The 20,736-nt window shown below is 62.5% G+C and carries 16 protein-coding genes and 2 pseudogenes; 6 read left to right on the top strand and 12 right to left on the bottom strand.

Annotated features, from left to right (window positions below; all coding sequences use genetic code 11):
* Position 1: 1 nt before the first annotated feature.
* On the bottom strand, positions 2-829 hold the full coding sequence (locus tag EN852_RS03805; protein WP_127878297.1) for an NAD(P)-dependent oxidoreductase: 828 nt from the start codon (positions 827-829) through the stop codon (positions 2-4).
* Between the two features lie 155 nt (positions 830-984).
* Here EN852_RS03805 and EN852_RS03800 point away from each other — a divergent pair, with 155 nt between their 5' ends.
* Positions 985-1,716, top strand: coding sequence for a FadR/GntR family transcriptional regulator (locus EN852_RS03800; protein ID WP_189545697.1), 732 nt, complete (start codon positions 985-987; stop codon positions 1,714-1,716).
* Positions 1,717-1,733: 17 nt separating this feature from the next.
* Here EN852_RS03800 and kdgD read toward each other — a convergent pair whose 3' ends face one another.
* The 4 genes from kdgD to EN852_RS03780 all read right to left on the bottom strand — a co-directional run bounded on the left by kdgD (position 1,734) and on the right by EN852_RS03780 (position 5,832).
* Positions 1,734-2,666, bottom strand: coding sequence for a 5-dehydro-4-deoxyglucarate dehydratase (kdgD, locus tag EN852_RS03795; protein WP_127878301.1), 933 nt, complete (start codon positions 2,664-2,666; stop codon positions 1,734-1,736).
* Between the two features lie 76 nt (positions 2,667-2,742).
* Positions 2,743-3,570 carry an ATP-binding cassette domain-containing protein gene (locus EN852_RS03790; protein ID WP_127878303.1) on the bottom strand — a complete coding sequence of 276 codons (828 nt, stop codon included), beginning with the start codon at positions 3,568-3,570 and terminating at the stop codon, positions 2,743-2,745.
* Entirely contained in the window at positions 3,567-4,640 is a 1,074-nt protein-coding gene (locus tag EN852_RS03785) for an ABC transporter permease (RefSeq protein ID WP_127878305.1), read from the bottom strand. The genes EN852_RS03790 and EN852_RS03785 overlap by 4 nt, the downstream gene beginning before the upstream one ends.
* 118 nt (positions 4,641-4,758) lie before the next feature.
* Positions 4,759-5,832, bottom strand: coding sequence for a sugar ABC transporter substrate-binding protein (locus EN852_RS03780; RefSeq protein WP_127878307.1), 1,074 nt, complete (start codon positions 5,830-5,832; stop codon positions 4,759-4,761).
* 176 nt (positions 5,833-6,008) lie between these two features.
* Here EN852_RS03780 and EN852_RS03775 point away from each other — a divergent pair, with 176 nt between their 5' ends.
* On the top strand, positions 6,009-7,052 hold the full coding sequence (locus EN852_RS03775; RefSeq protein ID WP_127878309.1) for an aldo/keto reductase: 1,044 nt from the start codon (positions 6,009-6,011) through the stop codon (positions 7,050-7,052).
* Between the two features lie 449 nt (positions 7,053-7,501).
* Here the strand turns inward: EN852_RS03775 and EN852_RS03770 are convergent, their stop codons facing one another.
* The 6 genes from EN852_RS03770 to EN852_RS03745 all read right to left on the bottom strand — a co-directional run bounded on the left by EN852_RS03770 (position 7,502) and on the right by EN852_RS03745 (position 12,134).
* Positions 7,502-8,452 carry a hypothetical protein gene (locus EN852_RS03770; RefSeq protein WP_126101812.1) on the bottom strand — a complete coding sequence of 317 codons (951 nt, stop codon included), beginning with the start codon at positions 8,450-8,452 and terminating at the stop codon, positions 7,502-7,504.
* 20 nt (positions 8,453-8,472) lie between these two features.
* Positions 8,473-9,324 carry an HNH endonuclease gene (locus EN852_RS03765; RefSeq protein ID WP_126101813.1) on the bottom strand — a complete coding sequence of 284 codons (852 nt, stop codon included), beginning with the start codon at positions 9,322-9,324 and terminating at the stop codon, positions 8,473-8,475.
* Positions 9,324-10,430, bottom strand: coding sequence for a hypothetical protein (locus EN852_RS03760; RefSeq protein WP_126101814.1), 1,107 nt, complete (start codon positions 10,428-10,430; stop codon positions 9,324-9,326). The genes EN852_RS03765 and EN852_RS03760 overlap by 1 nt, the downstream gene beginning before the upstream one ends.
* Before the next feature lie 158 nt (positions 10,431-10,588).
* Positions 10,589-11,038, bottom strand: coding sequence for a hypothetical protein (locus tag EN852_RS03755; RefSeq protein ID WP_126101815.1), 450 nt, complete (start codon positions 11,036-11,038; stop codon positions 10,589-10,591).
* A 117-nt stretch (positions 11,039-11,155) separates the two neighbouring features.
* On the bottom strand, positions 11,156-11,932 hold the full coding sequence (xth, locus tag EN852_RS03750) for an exodeoxyribonuclease III (protein WP_126101816.1): 777 nt from the start codon (positions 11,930-11,932) through the stop codon (positions 11,156-11,158).
* A 19-nt stretch (positions 11,933-11,951) separates the two neighbouring features.
* Complete coding sequence (locus EN852_RS03745) at positions 11,952-12,134, bottom strand: DUF3606 domain-containing protein (RefSeq protein WP_126101817.1); 183 nt, start codon at positions 12,132-12,134, stop codon at positions 11,952-11,954.
* Positions 12,135-12,265: 131 nt separating this feature from the next.
* Between EN852_RS03745 and ligD the strand changes: the two genes are divergently transcribed.
* The gene (gene ligD / locus EN852_RS03740; protein ID WP_126101818.1) at positions 12,266-14,206 is read left to right on the top strand and encodes a DNA ligase D; all 1,941 of its coding nucleotides are present in this window, start codon (positions 12,266-12,268) and stop codon (positions 14,204-14,206) included.
* 12 nt (positions 14,207-14,218) lie between these two features.
* Here the strand turns inward: ligD and dinB are convergent, their stop codons facing one another.
* Entirely contained in the window at positions 14,219-15,292 is a 1,074-nt protein-coding gene (gene dinB / locus EN852_RS03735) for a DNA polymerase IV (protein ID WP_245460077.1), read from the bottom strand.
* A 237-nt stretch (positions 15,293-15,529) separates the two neighbouring features.
* Here dinB and EN852_RS03730 point away from each other — a divergent pair, with 237 nt between their 5' ends.
* From EN852_RS03730 to EN852_RS03720, 3 genes and pseudogenes are all read left to right on the top strand, one after another.
* Positions 15,530-16,291: an ImuA family protein gene (locus EN852_RS03730; protein WP_126101820.1), complete on the top strand. Its 762-nt coding sequence runs from the start codon at positions 15,530-15,532 to the stop codon at positions 16,289-16,291.
* A pseudogene (locus tag EN852_RS03725) lies at positions 16,206-17,524 on the top strand (DUF6504 family protein). The gene EN852_RS03730 and the pseudogene EN852_RS03725 overlap by 86 nt, the downstream one beginning before the upstream one ends.
* Positions 17,521-20,663: pseudogene (locus EN852_RS03720) on the top strand (error-prone DNA polymerase); the annotation flags it as partial. The pseudogenes EN852_RS03725 and EN852_RS03720, both read left to right, overlap by 4 nt.
* Positions 20,664-20,736 lie beyond the last annotated feature (73 nt).

Here is a 20,736-nt window from a genome sequence, read left to right as displayed (position 1 = left end):
CTCACTCGCTCTCGAACATCTCGCGCGGCGGGAAGTCGGCGCGGCTGTAGTCGACGACGATGAACTTGCCGCCCTGGTAGCGCTCGACGACCGGGTTGTCGGTCACCTTGCCGCGCACACGTTCGGCCTGGCCGTCGGAACTGTCGAGCGGCGTCCAGCCGATCTTCAGCCTTGCATCCTTTCGCCAGAAGCCACGGCTATTGTTGGACTGGCCCCAGATAACCGAGCAATCGACGCGCTCCGCCGCCGCGCAGCGCTCGATCAGGCGCACGAAATCGTCATGCGATATCCAGGTAGAGAGGATCCGCTCGTCGGGCACCTCCGGCAGCACGGAACCGATGCGGATCAGCACGCTTTCGACGGCATGCTTGTCGAAATAGAGCCGCGCCAGCATCTCGCCATAAGCCTTTGACAGGCCGTAATAGCCGTCGGGCCGCAAGAGGCAATCCTGGTCGAGGATCTGCGTGCGTTCGTAGAGGCCGACCGCATGAACGGAGGACGGAAACACGACACGCGCTTTCTCCCGGCGTGCCGCTTCGTAGATGTGGTAGGCGCCGCGGAAATTCGGGCCGAGCACGGTCTCGAAGGATTGCTCGGTAGAGATGCCGCCGAAATGCAGGATCAGCCCGCAGCCCTCGGCCAGTTCATCCACCGTCTTCTGGTCCTCGAGATCGGCCGGGGTGAAGCTTGCCCTGTCCGGCAACCGGATCGGCAAGGGCACGACATCGGTGAGCCGCAAGGTCCAGCCCAACGCCGCCAGCCTGCCCGAGAGCAGCCGTCCGATCGTGCCGGATGCCCCGGTCAACAACACAGGTTTGGTGGGTACCATCAGCCCCAGCCCTTTCTTAGCCACCGCTCCGATGTTCGTGCGCACCGGCCAAGGACCGCGCAGATTGCCTTCGGCACGGCCGTTGAAAATCTCATCATATCACCAGACAAATTATGACTTGCCAGCAAATGCGGTTCGTTTATTGCTTGACGACGATGAAACGTTCCTTTGGCCTTCCCCCGCAGATCAGCCGCACTGCGCAGGTTGCGGACTGGTTTGCGCGCGAAATACGTGCCGGTCACTTGACGAGCGGCGAAAAACTGCCGACCGAGCAGGAGTTGATCGCGCAATTCGGCGTGAGCCGCACGGTGATCCGCGAAGCCATGGCCTCGCTGCGCTCGGAAGGGCTTGTTGTCAGCCGCCAGGGGGCGGGCGTGTTCGTCGCCGATCATCAGGCCGCCACCACCTTCCGCATCATCTCCGACGAGCTCACCTCGCTGACCGAAGTGCAGAACGTGCTGCAGCTTCGGCTGGCGGTGGAACAGGAAGCCGCCGGCATCGCCGCCGAGAAGCGCAGCGACGACGATCTTGCCCGCATGCGCGACTGCCTCGATGCCATCGACGCCTCGATCGCGGCGGGCGAGAGCGCCATCGAGCCGGATTTCGCCTTCCACCGGGCGATCGCGTCCGCCACCGGCAACCCCTATTTCGAACGCTTCATGCATTTCCTCGGACCCGTCATCATTCCGCGCCAGCTGATGCGCCCGCGCGACGAAACGCCGGAGCAGCGGCGGCTGTATCTGGAGCAGGTCCAGACGGAGCACCGCCGCATCTATCAGGCCATCGAGCGGCAGAATGTCGAAGCCGCCCGCTTCACCTTGCGCGAGCATCTGGAAGCGGGCCGCGAGCGCTATCGCCGCATGGTCGACGGTCCGGCAAGGCGGTAACACAGGATCCATCGGACCTAAGCCATCTCGGCCACCGGCATCTTGCAGACCTGCATAAGGGCGGCGAGCTGGCGTTCCTCATCCGCCGTCAGATCGAGCAGCGGCGAGCGGACCGGTCCGCAGTCGATGCCGGCAATGCGCGCGCCAGCCTTGACGATCGACACCGCATAGCCGGCGCGCCGGTTGCGGATGGCGAGATAGGGCAGGAAGAACGAGCGGATGAGATCGTCGACCTCGGCCTTGCGGCCGGCCCGCAGGGCGCTGAAGAAACGCAGCGCGACCTCGGGCGCAAAGTTGTAGATGGCCGACGAATAGGTTGTCATGCCGATCGCGGCCGCCGCGCTGGCATGGACCTCCGCCGTCGGCATGCCACCGATGAAGACCAGCCGATCGCCCATGCGATAGCGCGTGGCGGTGAGCAGCTCGATGTCGCCGACACCGTCCTTGAAGCCGATCAAGTTAGGGCAATCCTGCGCCACACGCTCCAGCGTCTCGGGCGTCAGAATGGCATTGTCCCGATTGTAGGCGATGACGCCGATACCCACCGAACGGCAGATGGCGGTGAGATGGCGGCGCAGGCCCTCCTGCTCGGACTTGACCAGATAGGGCGGCAGCACCAAAAGGCCGTCGGCGCCATTGGCCTCGGCCGCCTTGGCGAACTCCACCGCCATATGCGTGCCATAGCCGACGCCGGCGAGCAGCGGTAGGGTCTTGGGAACTTCGTGCGAGGCCGAGCGCACGACGCGTTCGTACTCCTCGAGCGTCAGCGAGAAGAACTCGCCGGTCCCGCCGGCGGCGAAAAGCCCGCTCGCTCCGGCAGCGCCCTGGGCTGCGACATGGGCGCGGTAGCCGTCTTCGTTGAAGGCGCCGTTCTTGTCGAAAAAAGTTAGCGGGAACGACAGCAGTCCGCGGCCAAGGGATTTCATCAGTTCGGTCGGAGAGAAGGTCAAAGCGAGTGCTCCATGCGAGGGCCGGTGGGTGGGGTCGAGCCGGCTGGGATTGTTCTAGCGGTGCCTTGTCGGCGGCTCATACGAAGCCCGGCCGCACTTGCGCCGCGGCGGCATCGATCGCCTTGCGGCCGAGGCCCGACTTGACGATGCGGATCAGTTCCTCCTCGCTGGTGTCGGCCGTCGAGGCGTCGAGCGCGATCTCGCCCGAATGCAGAAAGTTGATGCGGTCGCAGACCTCGAAGATCTGGTTGTAGTTGTGCACGATCAGGATCACCGAGACCTGGCGCTGCTGGCGCAGGTTCTGGATCAGGCCGAGCACATGCGCGCTCTCGCGCACGCCGAGCGCGGCCAGCGGTTCGTCGAGCACCAGGATTTTTGGCGACGAATAGATCGAGCGGGCGACCGCGATGCACTGGCGCTGGCCGCCGGACAGAAGGTCGACAGTGCTGTTGACCGAGGGGATCGAGATGCCCAGCGTGTCGAGATAAAGCTGCGCCTGCTCGCGCATCTTCCCGTTGTCGAGCAGGCTCAGCCCCAGCACCCGGTTGTGGTACTCGCGTCCCAGGAACATGTTGTGGTAGACGCTGAGGTCGCCGATCAGCGCCAGATCCTGGTAGACGGTCTCGATGCCTTGCGCGCGGGCGTCGCGTGGCGAGGCGAAACGCATTTCCTTGCCCTGCGAGACGATCGTGCCTGTGTCGGGCTGGTGGAAGCCGGACAAGATCTTGATCAGCGTCGATTTACCGGCGCCGTTGTCGCCGACCAGGGCCAGCACCTCGCCCTGGCGCAGCCTGATCGAGACGTCGACCAGCGCGGTGACGGCGCCAAAACTCTTGGAGATGTTGGTCATCTCCAGCACGACAGGCGCATCGGGCGCCAGCGGCGGAATAGTTTGCGTGTTCATACGCGCCTCCGTGTGCGCAGCCGGTCGACCTGGATCGAAAGGATCATGGCGGCGATGATGGCAGCACCCAGATAGATGTCGGAGACGGTCGCCTGCGCGCCGATCATCACCAGACCGTTGTTGAGCGAGGCGACGACAAAAGCGCCGATCAGCGCGCCGATCACCGTGCCCGAGCCGCCGAGCAGCGACGTGCCACCGATGACCGCCGCGGCGATCGCCTGCAACGTCAGGAACGGACTGCCGGCCTGCGGGTCGGCCGAAGTGAATTGCGCCGTGTTGATGATGCCGGCAAAGGCGGCGCAGCCGCCGGCGATCATGAAATTGTACGTCTTCATGCGATCGGTGCGCACGCCGATCTCGCGCGCGCCGATGATATTGCTTCCGGTCGCAATCGTGTGCAGGCCGAAGGTGGTGCGGTTGAGCACCAGGGCCAGCACCAGCACGACCAGCAGCGCCCACAGGAACGGAGTGAAAGCGGTGACGCCGTGCCAGGACGAAAGCGCATCCGTCGGCTGGTAGAGGCTCTGGCCGAAGATCGCGTTGAAAGGCTGCTCGACCGGCGCCACGATCGGCTGGCTGTTGTAGATCGACACCACGATGCCTTGCAGGAAGAACAGCGTGCCGACCGTGGTGATCAACGAGGGCACCTTGAAGCGCACGGTGATGATGCCGTTGATGGCGCCGACGAGGATGCCGATCAGCACGCCGATCACCGCACCGACGGCCAAAGGCACGCCGTAGGTCACCGACAGCAGCGCCATGACATAGGGAGCGATGGAGAAGATGGCGCTGAGCGACAGGTCGATCTCGCCGGTGATCATCAGCATGACTTCGGCCGCGGCGATCAAGCCCAGCCGGCCGGTGTCGCGCAGCACCACGCTCATGAACGAGGGCGACAGGAAATCTCCGTCGCTGCCGAGCTGGAAATAGATCACCAGCACGATGGCGACGACGGCGATGCTGGCCTCGCGGTAGCGCGACAAGAGGATGAGCAGTTGCTCCCGCATTGTCCGGGGAACCTTGACGCCAACGGCGTTCTTCTTCGCTGGCTGTATTGCGGTGGGCGGCAAGCTTGTCTTCCTGGTTCGATGCGAGGCAAGTTCAACGGGCTATGCATCCGCGGCCGACGCCGTCGCCGCCCATCGCGAGATGAGATGGCGAGGGCGGTGGCAGGGAAGCCGTCAGGGCTCAGGTCGGCTCGGCGTCGCTGCGGCCCTCGAAGCGCGTCTTGCCGACATAGGCGTCGACATTGTCCTTGGTCACATAGGCCTGGCTGGTGTCGCTGTTGGCCGGGCCGACGAGACCGCCGGAGAGCTTGTAGAGATACATCTGCTGCACCGGCAGGAAGCCCTGCAGATAGGCCTGCTGGTCCGTGGTGAAGTTGACGTCGCCGGATTTGATGAAGTCCAGCGTCTGCGGAAACAGGTCGAAGCCGGCGACCGCGCCGCCGTTCTTGACCAGCCCATATTTGTTGGAGATGAAGCCGCAGGCATAGGTGTCGGAGCCGCCGGTGCCGAACATGCCGTTCACGTTCTTGTGGCTGAGATAATAGCTCTCGACGCGCGAGATTTCCGTTGCCGGATCCGGGCCGGTGTTGACGACATCGTAAGTGACGCCGCTGTTAGAGTCCTTGATCGCCTGGATGTAGCCGTCGAGGCGCGGCTGCGTGTTGAGCGAGCCAGGCACGCCGATCGACAGCATGACGTGGCCGCCCTTGGGGATCAGCTTCAGCCATTTCAGCGCCGAGTTGTAGCCCGACTGGTAGAGCGGCTGGCCGACATAGGAGAGCCGCTTGTTGGGGCTGCCGACCGGCACGTCGGCATTGAAGGCGACGACCGGGATGCCGGCCCGAGCCGCCATTTCGGTGGCGGCGTCGAAAGCCGTCGGATCGACCAGGCACACCGCGATGCCGTCCGACTTCTGCGCGATCGCCGTCTGCATGGCGCTGACCATTTCGGAGACGACGTTCTTCTGCGAACCCGTCCACTGGTAGCTGCAACCGAAGGCGGCGCAGGCGTCCTGGATGCCGTAGACAGTCGGCGTGAAGAACTGGTCCAGCGTCACATGGCAGACGAAATGGAATTTATACGGCTTCTTCGGCAAGCCGGCCGATGAATCGGCTGCTCTTGCCGCGCTGATGCCGGCCAAGCTTCCGCCCGTCAGCCCTGTCGCCAGCCCGGCAGCGCCGAGGCCGAGCTTGCCGGCCAGCGCGAACGCGCCGCGCCGGCTCATGGCCATCTCATTCTTCGTTTCGTCGTCCATCTGTTCCTCCCTTTCATTTGCAGGCGTTGCCCGCTTGTGTGTCATCTGGTTACATTGTTATATGACAACTTAGGTGTCAATGGCCTTTCGACCCCGCATCGACGGCGGACCTGTCGCGGCCGGTCGCGATGCGGAGTTGGAGCTTGGCCAGCAGGATCGAGAGCAAGGGAAGAAAAATGGCTGAAATCGAGTTCAGGCCCGTCGCGAAGAATGGGCTCAAGGTGACGACGATCGGACTCGGCGGCACCGGGCTGGGCAACATGTATCGCGCCGTCCACACCGACGCGGCGGTCGAGACCGTGCACGCGGCATATCGGAACGGCATCCGCTATTTCGACACCGCGCCCGTCTACGGCTTCGGCGTCAGCGAAACCAGGCTTGGCCTCGCCATCCAATCTCTGCCCCGCGCGGACATCGTCATTTCATCCAAGATCGGCTACGATCTGGTGCCGATCCCGCGGGAGGAGCTCAAGCCGGCGCTGTGGGACCAGCCCGGTTCCTTCCGCGCCGAGTTCGACTATTCGCGCGACGCCGTGATGCGTTCGCTCGAAGGCACGCTGAAGCGGCTCGGTACCGACTATGTCGACATGGTCTCGATCCACGATCCGGACGAGGCGATCCATTTCGGCCCCGGCGAAGATCCTTATGCGAGGAGCCGTTTTCGCGAAGCCATGGACGGCGCTTATCCGGCTCTCGACGAGCTACGATCGCAGGGCGTCATCAAGGCGGTCGGCGTCGGCATCAACCAATGGCAGATGCTGTCCGATTTCGTCGTCGCAGGGGAATTCGACTATTTCCTGCTCGCCGGCCGCTACACGCTGCTCGAGCAGGAGCCGTTGGCGACTTTGCTGCCGCTCTGCGAGCAGCGCGGCACCAGGATCATCATCGGTGGACCGTATAATTCGGGCATCCTTGCGACGGGCGCGGTCAAGGGCGCGACCTTCAACACCCGGCCGGCGCCCGAACCGGTGCTGGAGCGCGTGCGCCGCATCGAGGCGGTCTGCGCCCGCCACAAGGTTTCATTGCCGGCGGCGGCGCTGCAGTTCCCACTCGGCCATCCGTTGGTGTCGAGCGTCATTCCCGGCGCCCGGTCGGCGGACGAGCTCAAGCAGAACCTGGCCTACCTGGGCGAGGATATCCCATCCAGTTTGTGGACCGACCTCAGAGACAGCGGATTGATTGCGCAGGGCGCCCCCCTTCCCATGACCGACGAAGGTTGATGCGCATTCACTGTCCAGCTGTACATCTCAAATGGAGTGCGGAACTGTCGATCTCCGCCCGCGAATGGAATGACCGCTTTCGGCGGAGATCAATGCGGTGCGCATGGGCTTGAATGAGGCGCAAAGCGGACACGCCTTTATGCACGCCGTTCTACGCCATAGCGCTCTCGCCATTCGAAAGCACTTTACTCGATCCGGGACGTGGGCGCAGATCGCGTCTGCCAGATCGGAGATGGAGATTCTCAGTCGAATAGGAGTCAGATATGGACAGGAAGGCAACTCGCACGGCAGCGAAAATCGCCGCCGAAATTACGCTATTGTCGCCGTTCTCCTACTCCCACTCGATGATCAACTGGAGCATCAACGAATTGAATTTATTATATAATTTCTATCAATGAGTTCGATAATACCGTTCCAAATACCGTCGGATTCCTACGCTGTTGAAAAGGCTACAACAATGTAGTCGCTGTCGCGGCATGCATTCTTTTGACTACATCATTTCCGTCAGCGCCTTTGCGGCGCCCAAGGCGCACTTCGTTTGGCCGGCTGTGGCGGACGCCGTACGCAAAACCGGCACAGGACAGCGGTTGCTTCAGTTTGGGTATGCATCGCTTCCCGTTTGGCCCCCAAGCACAAACGAACTTACACAATTCGACAGCAGCGTTTGCGGACGCCCAATTTCCCCGGGCGTGAGCATCCCGTGCCTGAACAAGGTGACCACGCGACACCTCAAACCGATGCTGCTTTAGAAGCAACAGCAACTCGGAATCGGTTTGCGGGAGCCCAATGTCCGTGGGAAGGCTGCGCCGGAGAATGCCATCCGATACTGTGAACCCGTCTTGCTCCAGTCCGTAGCGGAGCCTTTGAAACTCGGGCTTCTCAACGGTCGGCTTCGACCATTCATATACTGGCTTGACGGCGGGAAGACGCGCAGCCGCGCGTTCAACCAGCGCGTTTTCAAGTAGTCCATCGTCAACGGGATGTCTCGGATTTCTATCGATGAACTGCTTCAGTTCAACCATCCGTGCTTTTGCGCTACCACCTCCGATATTCTCGTAAACGCTGGGCCCAAAGTCGGTGAGCAGCGCACTGATTTCAGCCTGCGTCAGGTTCTCCAGAACGTCAGCCGCCGCAATAATCGTCCGGCGCGAAAACAGCGAGCGCGTCGCCTCGCGAGCGGGCCCGAAATACTGCTCGACCCGATCATTGGCATGGCGCTCTAGGAACTTTCGCGCCTCCAGGTCCGTCAGGGGGAAGAACCCCTCCAACACACCATCATGACCTGCCAGCAGCTCAAAGAACACGCCGCTTGGTGTCCGGTAAAGCGTCCAGGAGGCATCCGACCTGTCGTCGCCGTGGTCGCCTCGGGCTAATCGCTCGGAGGTTTCGGTATCGTACACGACCCCGTTTATAATCCTCCTCATGCTACACCCGCCGCGAAGCCGCCTCGGCAATACCAGTCACTGTCGGCCAACGCCTGGTAGGAGGCCGTCCGCCAACCATTCACATTTACCAGCCGACAGCTGTTCGCCGTGCTCTGCAGAAGTGAGCGCACATCGTCCGCGCCGCCATCTGCATAGTTTGTGTTCATCAGATCGCTTAGTTCGGTAAGTTCCTGTGCGGCCTTTGCCGCATATCGGCTCGCCAGATTGAGCATCTTAAACTGGCGCTGGACCCGGGAGGTCAAGATTTCGCTCCAGCCGGCTGGTGGGGAAACGAGGAACCGCAGAGCCGCAGGCGTACCTTCGACGACTTCAGCGACAAGCCAGGGCTCGCCTTCGATATCGTCATAGTAGGGATGGATAGTCTCTTCGCTCGCCGTCAATGGCCGGACATCCGACTTGGCCTTGTTACAGTCATGACAGGCCGGAATCAGGTTCCACGGGGCTACCGCGAGCGCAGGAAACTGAGTTTTCGGTAAATAGTGATCGAGGGTTGAGACCACGTGTTGGCCACAGAGCGGGCATCGGCCGTGCTTCGGAGCGGCCATTAGTTCATCATAGACGGTCCGGCCAGGGGCCCCCTTCGCGGCCAATCTGCCAGTGTAGACCCTCGACATTTCCTTGACTGTTACAATACCGTCGATGTTCGCACTCGGTGCAATGGTGTGGATCTCATTGTTGGAGGCCGCGTCATCGAACTCGATCGAGGCGCCAACGATTGCAGCGGTTACGCTCACAAGGCGCTGTTTGAGGTCCTCATTTGCCACCTTGCTGATCGTCGTGGTGAACACATCTTCGGCCGTTTGTTCGGGCTTTGGCAATTTCCACATCAGTCATCGCCATTCGCGTCGCGTGCAGCGATAAGGCCTCGAACGATCGCCTGGCCTTCGAGGCCAAGTTGACCGACGAAGTGTTCGACGATCTCATCGAAGTCGCCACCCGCCGCCACCTGATCTCGCAGCATCCTATGGAAGCCGGACCCTGTTACCTCCAAGCCGAAGACCTCGCGGGTCAGAATTTCCACGTTCTCACCAAAGGTCTCAATTTCTGGACGTTCGGCGACGACAGTGCGTCCGTTGCGTCGAATCTTCCAGACGCAACTCATTGGCACCTCCTGCAACACGACAGGGGAGTGGGTTGAGTATTGCGGACCAGAGGACTTGTCCCTCGGAACGCTGATTGGAGTGAAATCGTCAAACGCGCTGAAGCTGACCGACACGAGCCCTGTAAATGAGCCGGCGTCTTCGTCGTCGTGACTGACGACGAAGCGCCCCTTTGCGCGATCGTTGTCATCCAAGAACGCTTCTGTCATCGAGTTTAGCAGGTAGGTCTTGCCCACACCGTTCCGCCCCGTGATGACATGGATGTTGGTCGGTGGCTGAACTTCGGGAAACACCCCAAACGTCAATTCCACCCGCTGCGTAATCGACCTGCGATCGCGAGGCATCCTGTATGAGAATTCGAAGGGTGTGACGCGAGCCCCACCACGTGCCATGCGGCGGTACTGCCCACGCACCGCCTGCGTCGACACGGAACGAAGCAGCGATAGTCCCGTGACACGCTCCTGCAGCGCGCGCTCAAAAAGATCCGAATCGAAAGCGAGGTCCCTGAGGCCTTCGAGGATTCGGTCGCGTAGCTCGGGCCCGATTTCGTTCAGCGCGGCATAATAGGTATCGTCCTGGCCCAAAGAGAAAAATTGCTCCTCCAAGGCCTCGAAGCGCTCTGGAATGTCGGGACGCCGCTGAGGTTTCTCCATCCCGACTTGGCCGATTTTCACGGACCCGATGTCCCGACTCTCACCATCGGCATCGATGTAGGTCAGGAAATACATGGTCGAGAATGCGAACCAATCGTCCCAGTTGTCGCTGATTAGAAATGCTCGCGATCGAGCCTTGCTCGGCGGCCGCCCGCCGACAGGCAATACTGTAAAGAACACGCTCCCTCCCCCCAACCCGCGAATAGAAATTCTATACCAGTATCTCGCCATGGAAGGCGACAGGCGAAATGAGCCGCGAATCAGATGGATCGGTGCAGGATTACAACTGGGGTCGACAGCAAGGATGTCGGACGTGGGGTTGCATCGCAGTGACCGATCTAAGGATACCGAGCCTTTATCTGATGCATCGCCGTGCCAATGGCCGCCATCATCTTCTGGGACATCGTAACCAGCGTTTGGGTACTCGCCGCATCGAACTCCAAGATCGGCACCTGCTCGATATCGCTATGGTAGTCGGATCGCCAGGGTCGAACATAGTAGCTCTGGGAGTCAGAATGAGCGTAAACTTGGTGACGCAGGCGAATGACATTCATGTGCAGCGCAGCTTCTGCTGTGTCGTAGGTATCCAGAAGCTCCTTGGGAAATTGTGGCCACCCCCTGCTCCCTCCGAACGCGCGCCCATACGGGTGACCATTCCACCCCTTCTTTAAGATAAACAGCCCGTAGCTGTGAGCAGCAGCCAAGTCGTGGCGTGCAGCATGCAGCTTACCGTAGAGTCTGTTATCCACATCGTCGAAATGGAGTTCTTTACTTTCGCTCGTTGTCAATGAAGCGGCCTCATGCCTGCCTGGGCGTGTGCAAGCATACAACAACTAATGAGTTCAGCCGGTGTTAGCTTCGGGGTGCCTGGAATGCGCTATTTGCACCCCGCGCAGCCTCGTGGGCTAGATAAGTTCGATCCAAGCCGGCGCATGGTCACTCGGCTTTTCCTCACCACGCAACTCGACATCCACACCGGAGTTGCGGAGCCTGTCGGAAACTGAGGGATTAATGAGCAGATGGTCCATTCGGAAGCCAGAGCTCCTATCGTAGCCACCGCCGTAGGAGAAATTCCAGTAGGTGTAGACGCCCTTCTCCGGATGAATGCGTCGAACCGCATCGATCCACCCATTCTCAAGCATCTCGGCATAGGCTCGCCGGCTCTCGGGGAAGTAAACCGCATCGCCTAGCCATCGTCGCGGCACCACAGCGTCAATTGGGGTTGGAACGACATTGTAGTCTCCGCACAGCACAGTTGGTGCTCCCTCTTTGAGCAGGACTTGGCCGTGGCTGATCAGACGGTCGAACCAGCGTAGCTTATAGTCGAACTTGGGACCAGGCGCTGGATTCCCATTCGGCAGGTAAAGGCAGCCGACAACAAGCCCGTCCACGTCGGCCTCGATGTAGCGGCTGTGCGTATCATCAGGATCGCCCGGCAGACCGCGCCGGCGTTCCACCGGGTCCATTCCCCGAGATAGAATGGCCACTCCATTGTAGGATTTCTGGCCATGCCAGACCGCGCCGTATCCCGCCTCGCGGATCGCGTCGGCTGGAAACTTCTCGTCCGACGTTTTCAGTTCCTGCAGGCAGACGATGTCGTAGTCCCTTGCCCTGAGCCATTTGAGGAGCACGGGCAGCCGGCCATTGACGCCGTTCACATTGAAGGTGGCGATGCGGACCATCTGTCCTCGCGGCCGAGGCTCACTTCTTGCCCAGTTTTTCCTCGACCTTCTTGCGACTGTTGCCGACCGATTTCACAGCCGACTTGACACCAGCCTTGGTGGCCCCAGTCTTGCCCGCCTCGTATTTCACCTCATGATCCTGCCCACCAGCGACTTTCGCGCGGTCCTGGCTACGTCCGCGAGTTGTTTGAGTAGTGGCCATTTCTTCCTCCAAGGGGTTGCGTGCAGTTCCCAACAACGCGGTCGGGCTCTTCCGGTTCAATCGATAGACGCGCGGAGTGGAACTGAATCTCAGGTCAGAGTATTGAATCGCACAATGTATGCGAGTTCCCTATGTCGGCCGTAGAGGCCGCTCTCAGCAAGAAGCGCGCACGGCGCAAGGACTCGGAATCTATCCCTCCATACGCGCTTCCCAAGTTTCGCCCATTCCAGCTCTGCACGCTGACAGACGACATACCGGTGGGCGCCGACTGGCTCTTCGAAATGAAGTTCGATGGCTATCGCGCGCAGGCCGCGATCTCCGGCTCGGAGGTCGTGGTCTATACCCGCAACGGCCACGACTGGACCCGCCAGTTCAAGGTGATCGTGCCGCCGCTGAGGTCGCTGACCAAGGGCTCCGCGCTTATCGATGGCGAGATCGTGGCCATCGACAGCCAGGGTCGCAGCAATTTCTCCATGCTGAAAACCGGCATCGCCGCGGGCATGCCGCTCAAGTTCTATGCCTTCGATCTGCTCGAATTGAACGGCGACGATCTGTCGAACCGTCCACTCCTCGACCGCAAGGAAAGACTTGAGGTCCTTCTGGGCAAGCGGGAGCCCGGCGACAGCCTGCAATTCTCCAGTCATATCGCCGACAATGGGAAGAAAGTCTTCGACACCATGTGCGCCGGCGGCCACGAAGGTGTCATCGCCAAGCGCGCGGACAGCCGGTATGTCGGCGACCGCGCCCCCACCTGGCTCAAGATCAAGTGCACAAGACGACAGGAGTTCGTGGTCGGCGGTTACCGCCCAAGCGACACCGGACGCGGCATGGCATCGCTGATCTTGGGTACCTATGAGAACGGCAAGCTGATCTATCGTGGCCGCGTCGGCACTGGCTTCACCCAGCCGATGCGCAAGAACATCCTCGAGCAACTTGAGAAGCGTCGCCTCGATAAGCCGGCCTTCGCCTCCGTACCGCGGGACATCGCGCGCCGAGCCAGATGGGTCAAGCCCGAGCTTGTTGCCGAGGTTGCGTATTCGGAGGTCACACCAGATGGCAGCCTGCGACATCCAAGCTTTCAGGGCATGCGCGAAGACAAGCGAGCCGATCAGGTGGCGATGGAAATGCCGAAGACACCGGCGACGCCTGGCGCCGCCAATCTCGATCCGGCGATCGGCAAGGAGGTCGCCGTCGCGGTCGGCGTCAAGCTGACGCATCCGGACAAGGTTAGGTATCCCGGCACCAAGGTTACAAAGGCTACGCTCGCCGCCTACTACGCCGCGGTCGTTGAGAAGATGTTGCCGCATATCCAGGATCGGCCGCTGTCACTGGTGCGCGACACTGATGGCGATCTGCGGCAGACCTTTTTTCAGAAGCACAAGCTGCCAGGCATGCCCAAGGCCATCCACGACGGCCATTTGGAGAAGATGTCCGGCAAGGAAAGACGCATCCTTTGGGTCGACGATCTGGCGGGGCTGATCGCCGGCGTCCAAATGAACGTGCTGGAATTCCACGTGTGGGGCAGCCTGCGCCAGCAGCCGAAACTGCCGCATCGCATGATCTTCGATATCGATCCCGACGAGGGCCTTGGTTTCAACGACGTCAAGCAGGCAGCCCTCGACATCCGGGGCGTTCTGGAAGCGCTCGGCCTTCAATCCTGGCCGCTGCTGTCCGGAGGCAAAGGCGTTCACGTGGTCGTTCCACTCGTTCCCGAAGCCGACTGGGAAGAGGTCAAGAGCTTCTGCCAGGACTTCGCCGAATTGCTGGCCCGCACGGATCCGGCCCGCTTCGTCGCGAACATGAGCAAGGCGAGGCGCAAGGGCCGTATGTTCCTCGATTATCTGCGCAATGGCCAGGGTGCCACGGCAATATGTCCCTGGTCGACCCGAGCCCGGTCTGGAGCGTCCTGTGCCGTACCCGTCACCTGGGATGAATTGCCGGCCTTCAAAAGCGCCAGCGCCTTTGACGTCTACGCGTCCGCTGCGCGAGCTCGGCAGTCCGACGACGCGTGGGAAGGCTATTTCGACGTCGAACAAACCCTGACCGAGCGGATCCGAAAAGCAGTCCGGTAACAGCAGCCAGTCCTAGATGGTCAGCGACATCTGGCCGTCTGCCTCTGCTCGCGTTCCGCTCAAGTTCGAAAGCGTCACCCCAAGCAGGCGTATCCCCTTGGTGACGGGAAACACCTGTTCGAGGAGTGTGCCGCTGACGGTCGCCAGGTCCGTCTCCGTCTCGATGACGCCACCGATCGTTCGGCTGCGTGTGATCTGCTGAAAGTCGGCGAACTTCACCTTGAGCGTCACGGTCCGGCCATGGATCGATCGCTCCGCACAATAGCGCCAGACCTTTCGGACCAATGGCGCCAGTTCCCTGCGAGCACTTTCGAGGTCAAACAAATCGTTCACGAAGGTGTCCTCGGCCCCCACCGACTTGCGCTCGCGATCGGCCCGCACCGGACGCTCGTCGATGCCGCGGGCTATCCAGTAATAGTACGGGCCTGCCTTCCCGAACTTCTCCTCCAGGAACACCAGGCTCTGCGCACGCAGGTCAGCGCCTGTCTCGATGCCGAGCCGGGCCATCTTGTCGGCGGTCGCCGGGCCAACGCCATGAAACTTCCGCACGGGCAATGCCTCGACAAAAGCCGGCCCCATTTTCGGAGTGATGACGAACAGCCCATCTGGCTTGTTCTGGCCAGAGGCGAGCTTGGCCAGGAACTTGTTGTAGCTGACGCCGGCTGACGCTGTCAGACCGGTCTCGGACTTGATCTTCGTGCGGATCATCTCCGCGATCGTCGTGGCGACCGGGATGCCCTGAAGATTGTCGGTGACGTCCAGATAGGCTTCGTCGAGCGAAAGCGGCTCGATCAGTGGCGTGTGCTCGGCGAAGATCGCGTGTATCTGCTGTGAGACGGCCCGGTAGGCGTCAAACCGCGGCGGCACGAAGATCAGTTCGGGACATTTGCGCTTCGCGGTGATCGAGGGCATGGCCGATCGCACCCCGAACTTTCTGGCCTCATAGCTGGCGGCGGCCACGCCCCCCCGCGCCGCCGAGCCACCAACCGCCACAGGCTTGCCACGCAGGTCCGGTTTGTCGCGCTGCTCGACCGAGGCGAAGAAGGCATCCATATCGACATGGATGATCTTGCGAAGAATGGCCATGCCTTTCGCCTTCGGCGCATCAGCTTCTTGGCCGTTGTCAATTCGCTCGCCCATAACGCCCTTTCCCGCATCGCCTGCCGCATATGAAAATAGACCGCAACGCGATGGAGTGCAGTCTGCGATCCAACTTTCGAAGCGACGCAACGACCCCGATCGACTCATCAGCCCCAAGAGAACAAATAAGGAACATATCAGCCCCGAAATTCGTTGGGAAGACAGTTTGAGAGTGGTTCGTCCATGGGTCAGCCGGCCGCCAGCCCTGCTATCGCCGCGCTTCGCGAGCGAATCGCGCGCCTCGAGGGCGGGCCGACGCGTAACCGTGCGTCGCTTCCCTTCGGCGTTCCCGCCATCGACAAGGTCCTGCCGGGAGGCGGGCTGGCGCTCGGCGCGCTGCACGAGATCGCCGGCGGCCGAAACGGAGCGATCGATGGCGCCGCGGCGGCGCTTTTTGCCGCCGGCATTACCGCTCGAACCAAGGGCAAGGTGCTGTGGTGCGTTACGCGGCAGGATCTCTTTGCGCCCGCCCTCGCCCAGGCCGGTCTGCTCCCAGGCCGCGTCGTCTATGTCGAGGCCGGCGACGAAGCTTCCGTGCTCGCCTGTTTCGAGGAAGGGCTTCGCCATGGCGGGCTCGGGGCCGTCGTTGCCGAACTGGCTCGGCTCTCAATGACCGCCTCCCGCCGACTGCAACTTGCCGCCGAAACCTCCGGCGCCATCGGCATCGCCATCCGCCGTTGGCGCCGACAGACCGAGGCGACCGATTTTGGACAACCAACCGCTGCGGTCACCCGCTGGCGGGTCACCGCGCTCCCCTCCCGCCCCCTGCCGGTCCCCGGTATCGGCCGCGCTCGCTGGCAGCTCGAGCTGATCCGGGTGCGGGCTGGAGAAAGCGCCGATTTTGAAGTGGAAGCCTGCGATGACAAGGGTCGTCTCGCTCTATTTTCCGACCTGGCCGACCGATCGCCTGCGGCGCGCCATGGGCCAATCCGCGCCCTCGGTTGAAACCCCGGTCATCATGCTCGGCCGGCAGGGAAACCGGCGGCTCGTGCTGGCCACCGATGCGGGGGCGCGCGCGGCCGGCCTGCGCGTCGGCATGCCGGCGAGCAAGGCCCAGGTGCTGGTGCCCAACGTGCAGAGCTTCGACCTGGATGCCGCCGGCGATAACGCGGCACTCGATAGAATGGCGCTCTGGTCGCTGCGCTATGCGCCAATCGTCGCCGCCGATCCGCCCGATGGCCTGATCATCGACACCACGGGCACCGACCATCTGCATGGCGGTGAGGACGCCATGCTCGAGGGACTCGTCTCGCGCATGGCGTCCTCCGGTATCGAGGCGCGCGCCTCTCTCACCCTGCGCTTCGGGCCCGAACTCGGCCGTCGCCTGGACCAGGCCATGGGGCGGCGAAGCGAACCCTTCGAGCCCGCCCGCTCTCCCGAACTCATCGAGGTTCGCCGGGCCTTCGGCGAGCCTATCGGCGCCGCCGAGACCATAGCCCGCTATATCGGCAAGCTCGTCGCGGCGCTTTGCGAAGCGCTCGAGGCCAAGGGGCTCGGCCACGCCGGCTAGACCTCCTGTTTCATCGTGTCGACAACCGCATCGAGGCCATTCGCGTCGGCACCGCCGTGCCAGTGCGCGATGTCAAACGGCTGACCCGTCTCCTTACCGACCGGATCGAGAGCGTCGATCCCGGTTTCGGCATCGAGGTGATGACCCTGGCCGCAACGCTCGCCGAGCCCTTCGGAGCCAAGCAGATCATCTCCTCACTGGTCGAGGAGCCGGAGCCCGACATTACCGATCTCATCGACGTGCTTGCCAACCGTATCGGCGAGCAGCGGCTCTACCGCTTTGCCCCGGTCGAGAGTGACGTGCCCGAACGCTCAGTCCGCCGCATCGCACCGAATGCGCCGGACGACGGGACGAGTTCGCCCAGTGACTGGCCTCGCCCGGCGCGTCTGCTGACCCACCCCGAACCCATTGAGACCATGGCGCTGCTACCCGACCATCCGCCGGTCTGGTTCAGTTGGCGCGGCATCCGGCATCGCGTCGCGCGGGCAGACGGTCCCGAACGCGTTTTCGGTGAATGGTGGCAGCGCGACGCCGAACTAATCGCCGTGCGCGACTATTTCCAGGTGGAGGACGAGTCCGGCGAGCGCTTCTGGATCTACCGCGCCGGTGACGGCGAGGATCGCGAGACCGGCTCGCACAAATGGTTCCTGCACGGGGTCTTCGCATGACCACCCCGCGCTATGCCGAATTGCAGGTGACCAGCCATTTCTCGTTCCTGCGCGGCGCCAGCTCTTGCGTTGAGCTGTTCGCGCAGGCGGCGGCGCTCGGCATTGAGGCCTTGGCTGTAGTCGACCGAAATTCTCTAGCCGGCATTGTGCGGGCACATCAGGCCGCCAAGGACACCGGCGTCAGGCTCGTCGTCGGCTGTCGCCTCGATCTCGTCGACGGCATGTCCCTGCTCGTCTATCCCACCGATCGGGCCGCCTATTCGCGTCTGTGCCGGCTGCTGACCCTCGGCAAGAAACGCGGCGGCAAGGCCCAATGCCATCTCGAATGGAGCGACCTGGCCGACTATGCCGAGGGCCTGATCGCCGTTCTCGTTCCCGATCGGGCTGACGACAACTGCGCGATGCAACTGCGTCGCCTGCGGGAGACCTTCAGCGATCGCGCCTATCTGGCCCTCACCTTGCGTCGCCGACCCAATGACCAGGTCCGGCTGCACGAACTCGCAAACCTTGCCGTCCAAATGAGGGTGCCGACGGTGGTGACGAACGACGCTCTGTTTCACGAGCCCGGCCGGCGCATCCTCCAGGACGTAGTGACCGCCATTCGCCACAACATCACCATCGACGAGTTGGGGTTTCGGCGCGAGCGCCACGCCGACCGCTATCTCAAGCCGCCCGAGGAGATGGAACGCCTGTTTTCGCGCTATCCGGAGGCGCTTGCGCGTACGGTCGAGATTGCCCGGCAGTGCCGCTTCTCGCTCGACGAACTCGCCTACCAGTATCCCGAGGAAAAGATGCTGCCCGGGCTGACGGCGCAGCAGGCGCTCGAAAAGCTCACCTGGGAAGGCGCGGAGCGCCGCTATCCCGAGGGCGTCCCCGACAAGGTGGTGGCTGTCATCAAGCATGAACTGCGCCTGATCGAGATCCTGCAATACGCCCCATACTTCCTGACCGTGAACGCCATCGTGCAGTTCGCGCGCAGCAGGGACATCCTGTGCCAGGGCAGAGGGTCGGCAGCGAACTCCGCCGTGTGCTACGTGCTTGGCATCACCAGCATCGATCCCGAGCGCAACAATCTCCTTTTCGAGCGCTTTGTCTCGCAGGAGCGCAACGAGCCCCCGGATATCGATGTCGTTTTCGAGCATGAGCGGCGCGAAATCGTCATGCAGTGGGTCTATGAGACCTATGGCCGCGACCACAGTGCCCTCTGCTCGACCGTGGTGCGCTATCACACCAAAGGTGCGGTCCGCGACATTGGCAAGGCTCTCGGCCTGCCCGAGGACGTCACCAAGTTGCTCTCGCCCCAGGTCTGGGGCCACGGCGAAGGCATCGACGAGACGCGCGCTCGAGAGCTCAATTTCAACGTGGCCGATCGGAGGCTGCGGCTGACGCTCGAACTGGCGCAACAGCTCGAGGGCACGCCCCCGCATCTGTCACAGCATCCCGGCGGCTTCGTTCTGACCAATGACCGGCTCGACGACTTGGTGCCGATCGAGCCCGCCCGCATGGCCGATCGCCAGGTCATCGAGTGGGACAAGGACGACATCGACATTCTCAAATTCATGAAGGTCGACGTCCTGGCGCTTGGCATGCTCACCTGTATGAAACGCAGCTTCGATCTGCTGGCCGAGCACAAGGGCATGACCCTCGACTTGGCCACCATCCCGGCCGAAGATCCGGCGACCTACGCCATGATCCGCAAGGCGGACACGATCGGGGTCTTCCAGATCGAGAGCCGCGCCCAGATGTCGATGCTGCCCCGCATCAAGCCGCGCACCTTCTATGACCTGGTGGTCGAGGTCGCCATCGTCCGCCCCGGTCCGATTCAGGGCGACATGGTCCACCCCTATCTGCGCCGCCGGGAGGGCAAGGAGCCGGTCGAGTTCCCGACCCCCGAGCTCGAGCGCGTGCTCGGCAAGACCTTGGGCGTCCCTCTGTTCCAGGAGCAGGCCATGCAGGTCGCCATGGTCTGCGCCGGCTTCAGTGCCGGCGAGGCCGACCAGCTGCGCCGCGCCATGGCGACCTTCAAGCACACTGGCGGCGTAAGCAGATTTCGCGACAAGCTGATCGGCGGCATGATCGCCAACGGCTATACGCCGGAATTCGCCGCGACCACCTTCAAGCAGCTCGAAGGCTTTGGCAGCTACGGCTTTCCCGAAAGCCATGCTGCCAGCTTCGCGCTCATCGCCTATGCCTCGAGCTGGATGAAATGCCACCATCCCGAGGTCTTCTGCTGTGCGCTGCTCAATTCCCAGCCAATGGGCTTTTACCTGCCGGCCCAGATCGTGCGCGATGCCCAGGCCCACGGGGTTGAGATCCGGCCGGTCTGCATCAATGCGAGCCGGTGGGATTGCACGCTGGAGCCGATTGGCGAGGACGGACGCTTCGCCGTCCGCCTCGGCCTGCGCCTCGTCAAAGGGCTAGCCAATGCGGACGCGGCGGCGATCGTAGCAGCCCGGACTGACGAGCCCTTCGCATCCATCGACGATCTCTGGCATCGCGCTGGCATGCCGTCGGCAGCTCTGGTCCAACTGGCCGAGGCGGATGCCTTCCGTTCCAGCCTCGGTCTCGCGCGCCGCGAAGCTCTATGGGCACTCAAGGGGTTGCGCGACGAACCCCTGCCCCTCTTTGCCGCCGCCTCGGCGCGCGAACAGAAGACAGTCTCGGAAATCCATGAGCCCGCTTTGTCGCTTCGGCCGATGACGGCCGGTCGGGAAGTGGTCGAGGATTACGGCATGTCGGTCTCACCCTGCGCAACCATCCGCTCTCGTTCCTGCGCAGTGACCTTGCCCGGCGCGCCATCGTCACCTGCAGGGAAGCGATGCAGGCGCGCGACGGACGCTGGCTGGAGGCGGCCGGCCTTGTTCTTGTCCGTCAGCGGCCCGGCTCGGCCAAGGGCGTGATGTTCCTGACGATGGAAGACGAGACCGGCTCTGCCAATGTCGTCGTCTGGGTCAAGGTTTTCGAGAAGTATCGCCGCGTGCTGCTCTCCTCCTCTATGCTCAGCGTTCGCGGCAAGATTCAGCGTGAGGGCGAAGTGGTCCATCTCGTTGCACACCAACTCATCGACCTTTCGGGGGACCTTGCCAGTGTGGGCAACCGCGAGACGCCGTTTCCCCTTCCGCATGGGCGAGGCGACGAAGCTCGTCACAGGGGACCGGGAGTCGATCCGCGGAGCTTACCCAGGGGCTTCAGACCACGTGACCTCGTTGACC

This window comes from Mesorhizobium sp. M2E.F.Ca.ET.209.01.1.1 (assembly GCF_004010375.2).
Lineage (GTDB): Bacteria > Pseudomonadota > Alphaproteobacteria > Rhizobiales > Rhizobiaceae > Mesorhizobium.
Note: the sequence above shows the minus strand (reverse complement) of the source record. Positions and strands in the feature narration are given on the sequence as shown.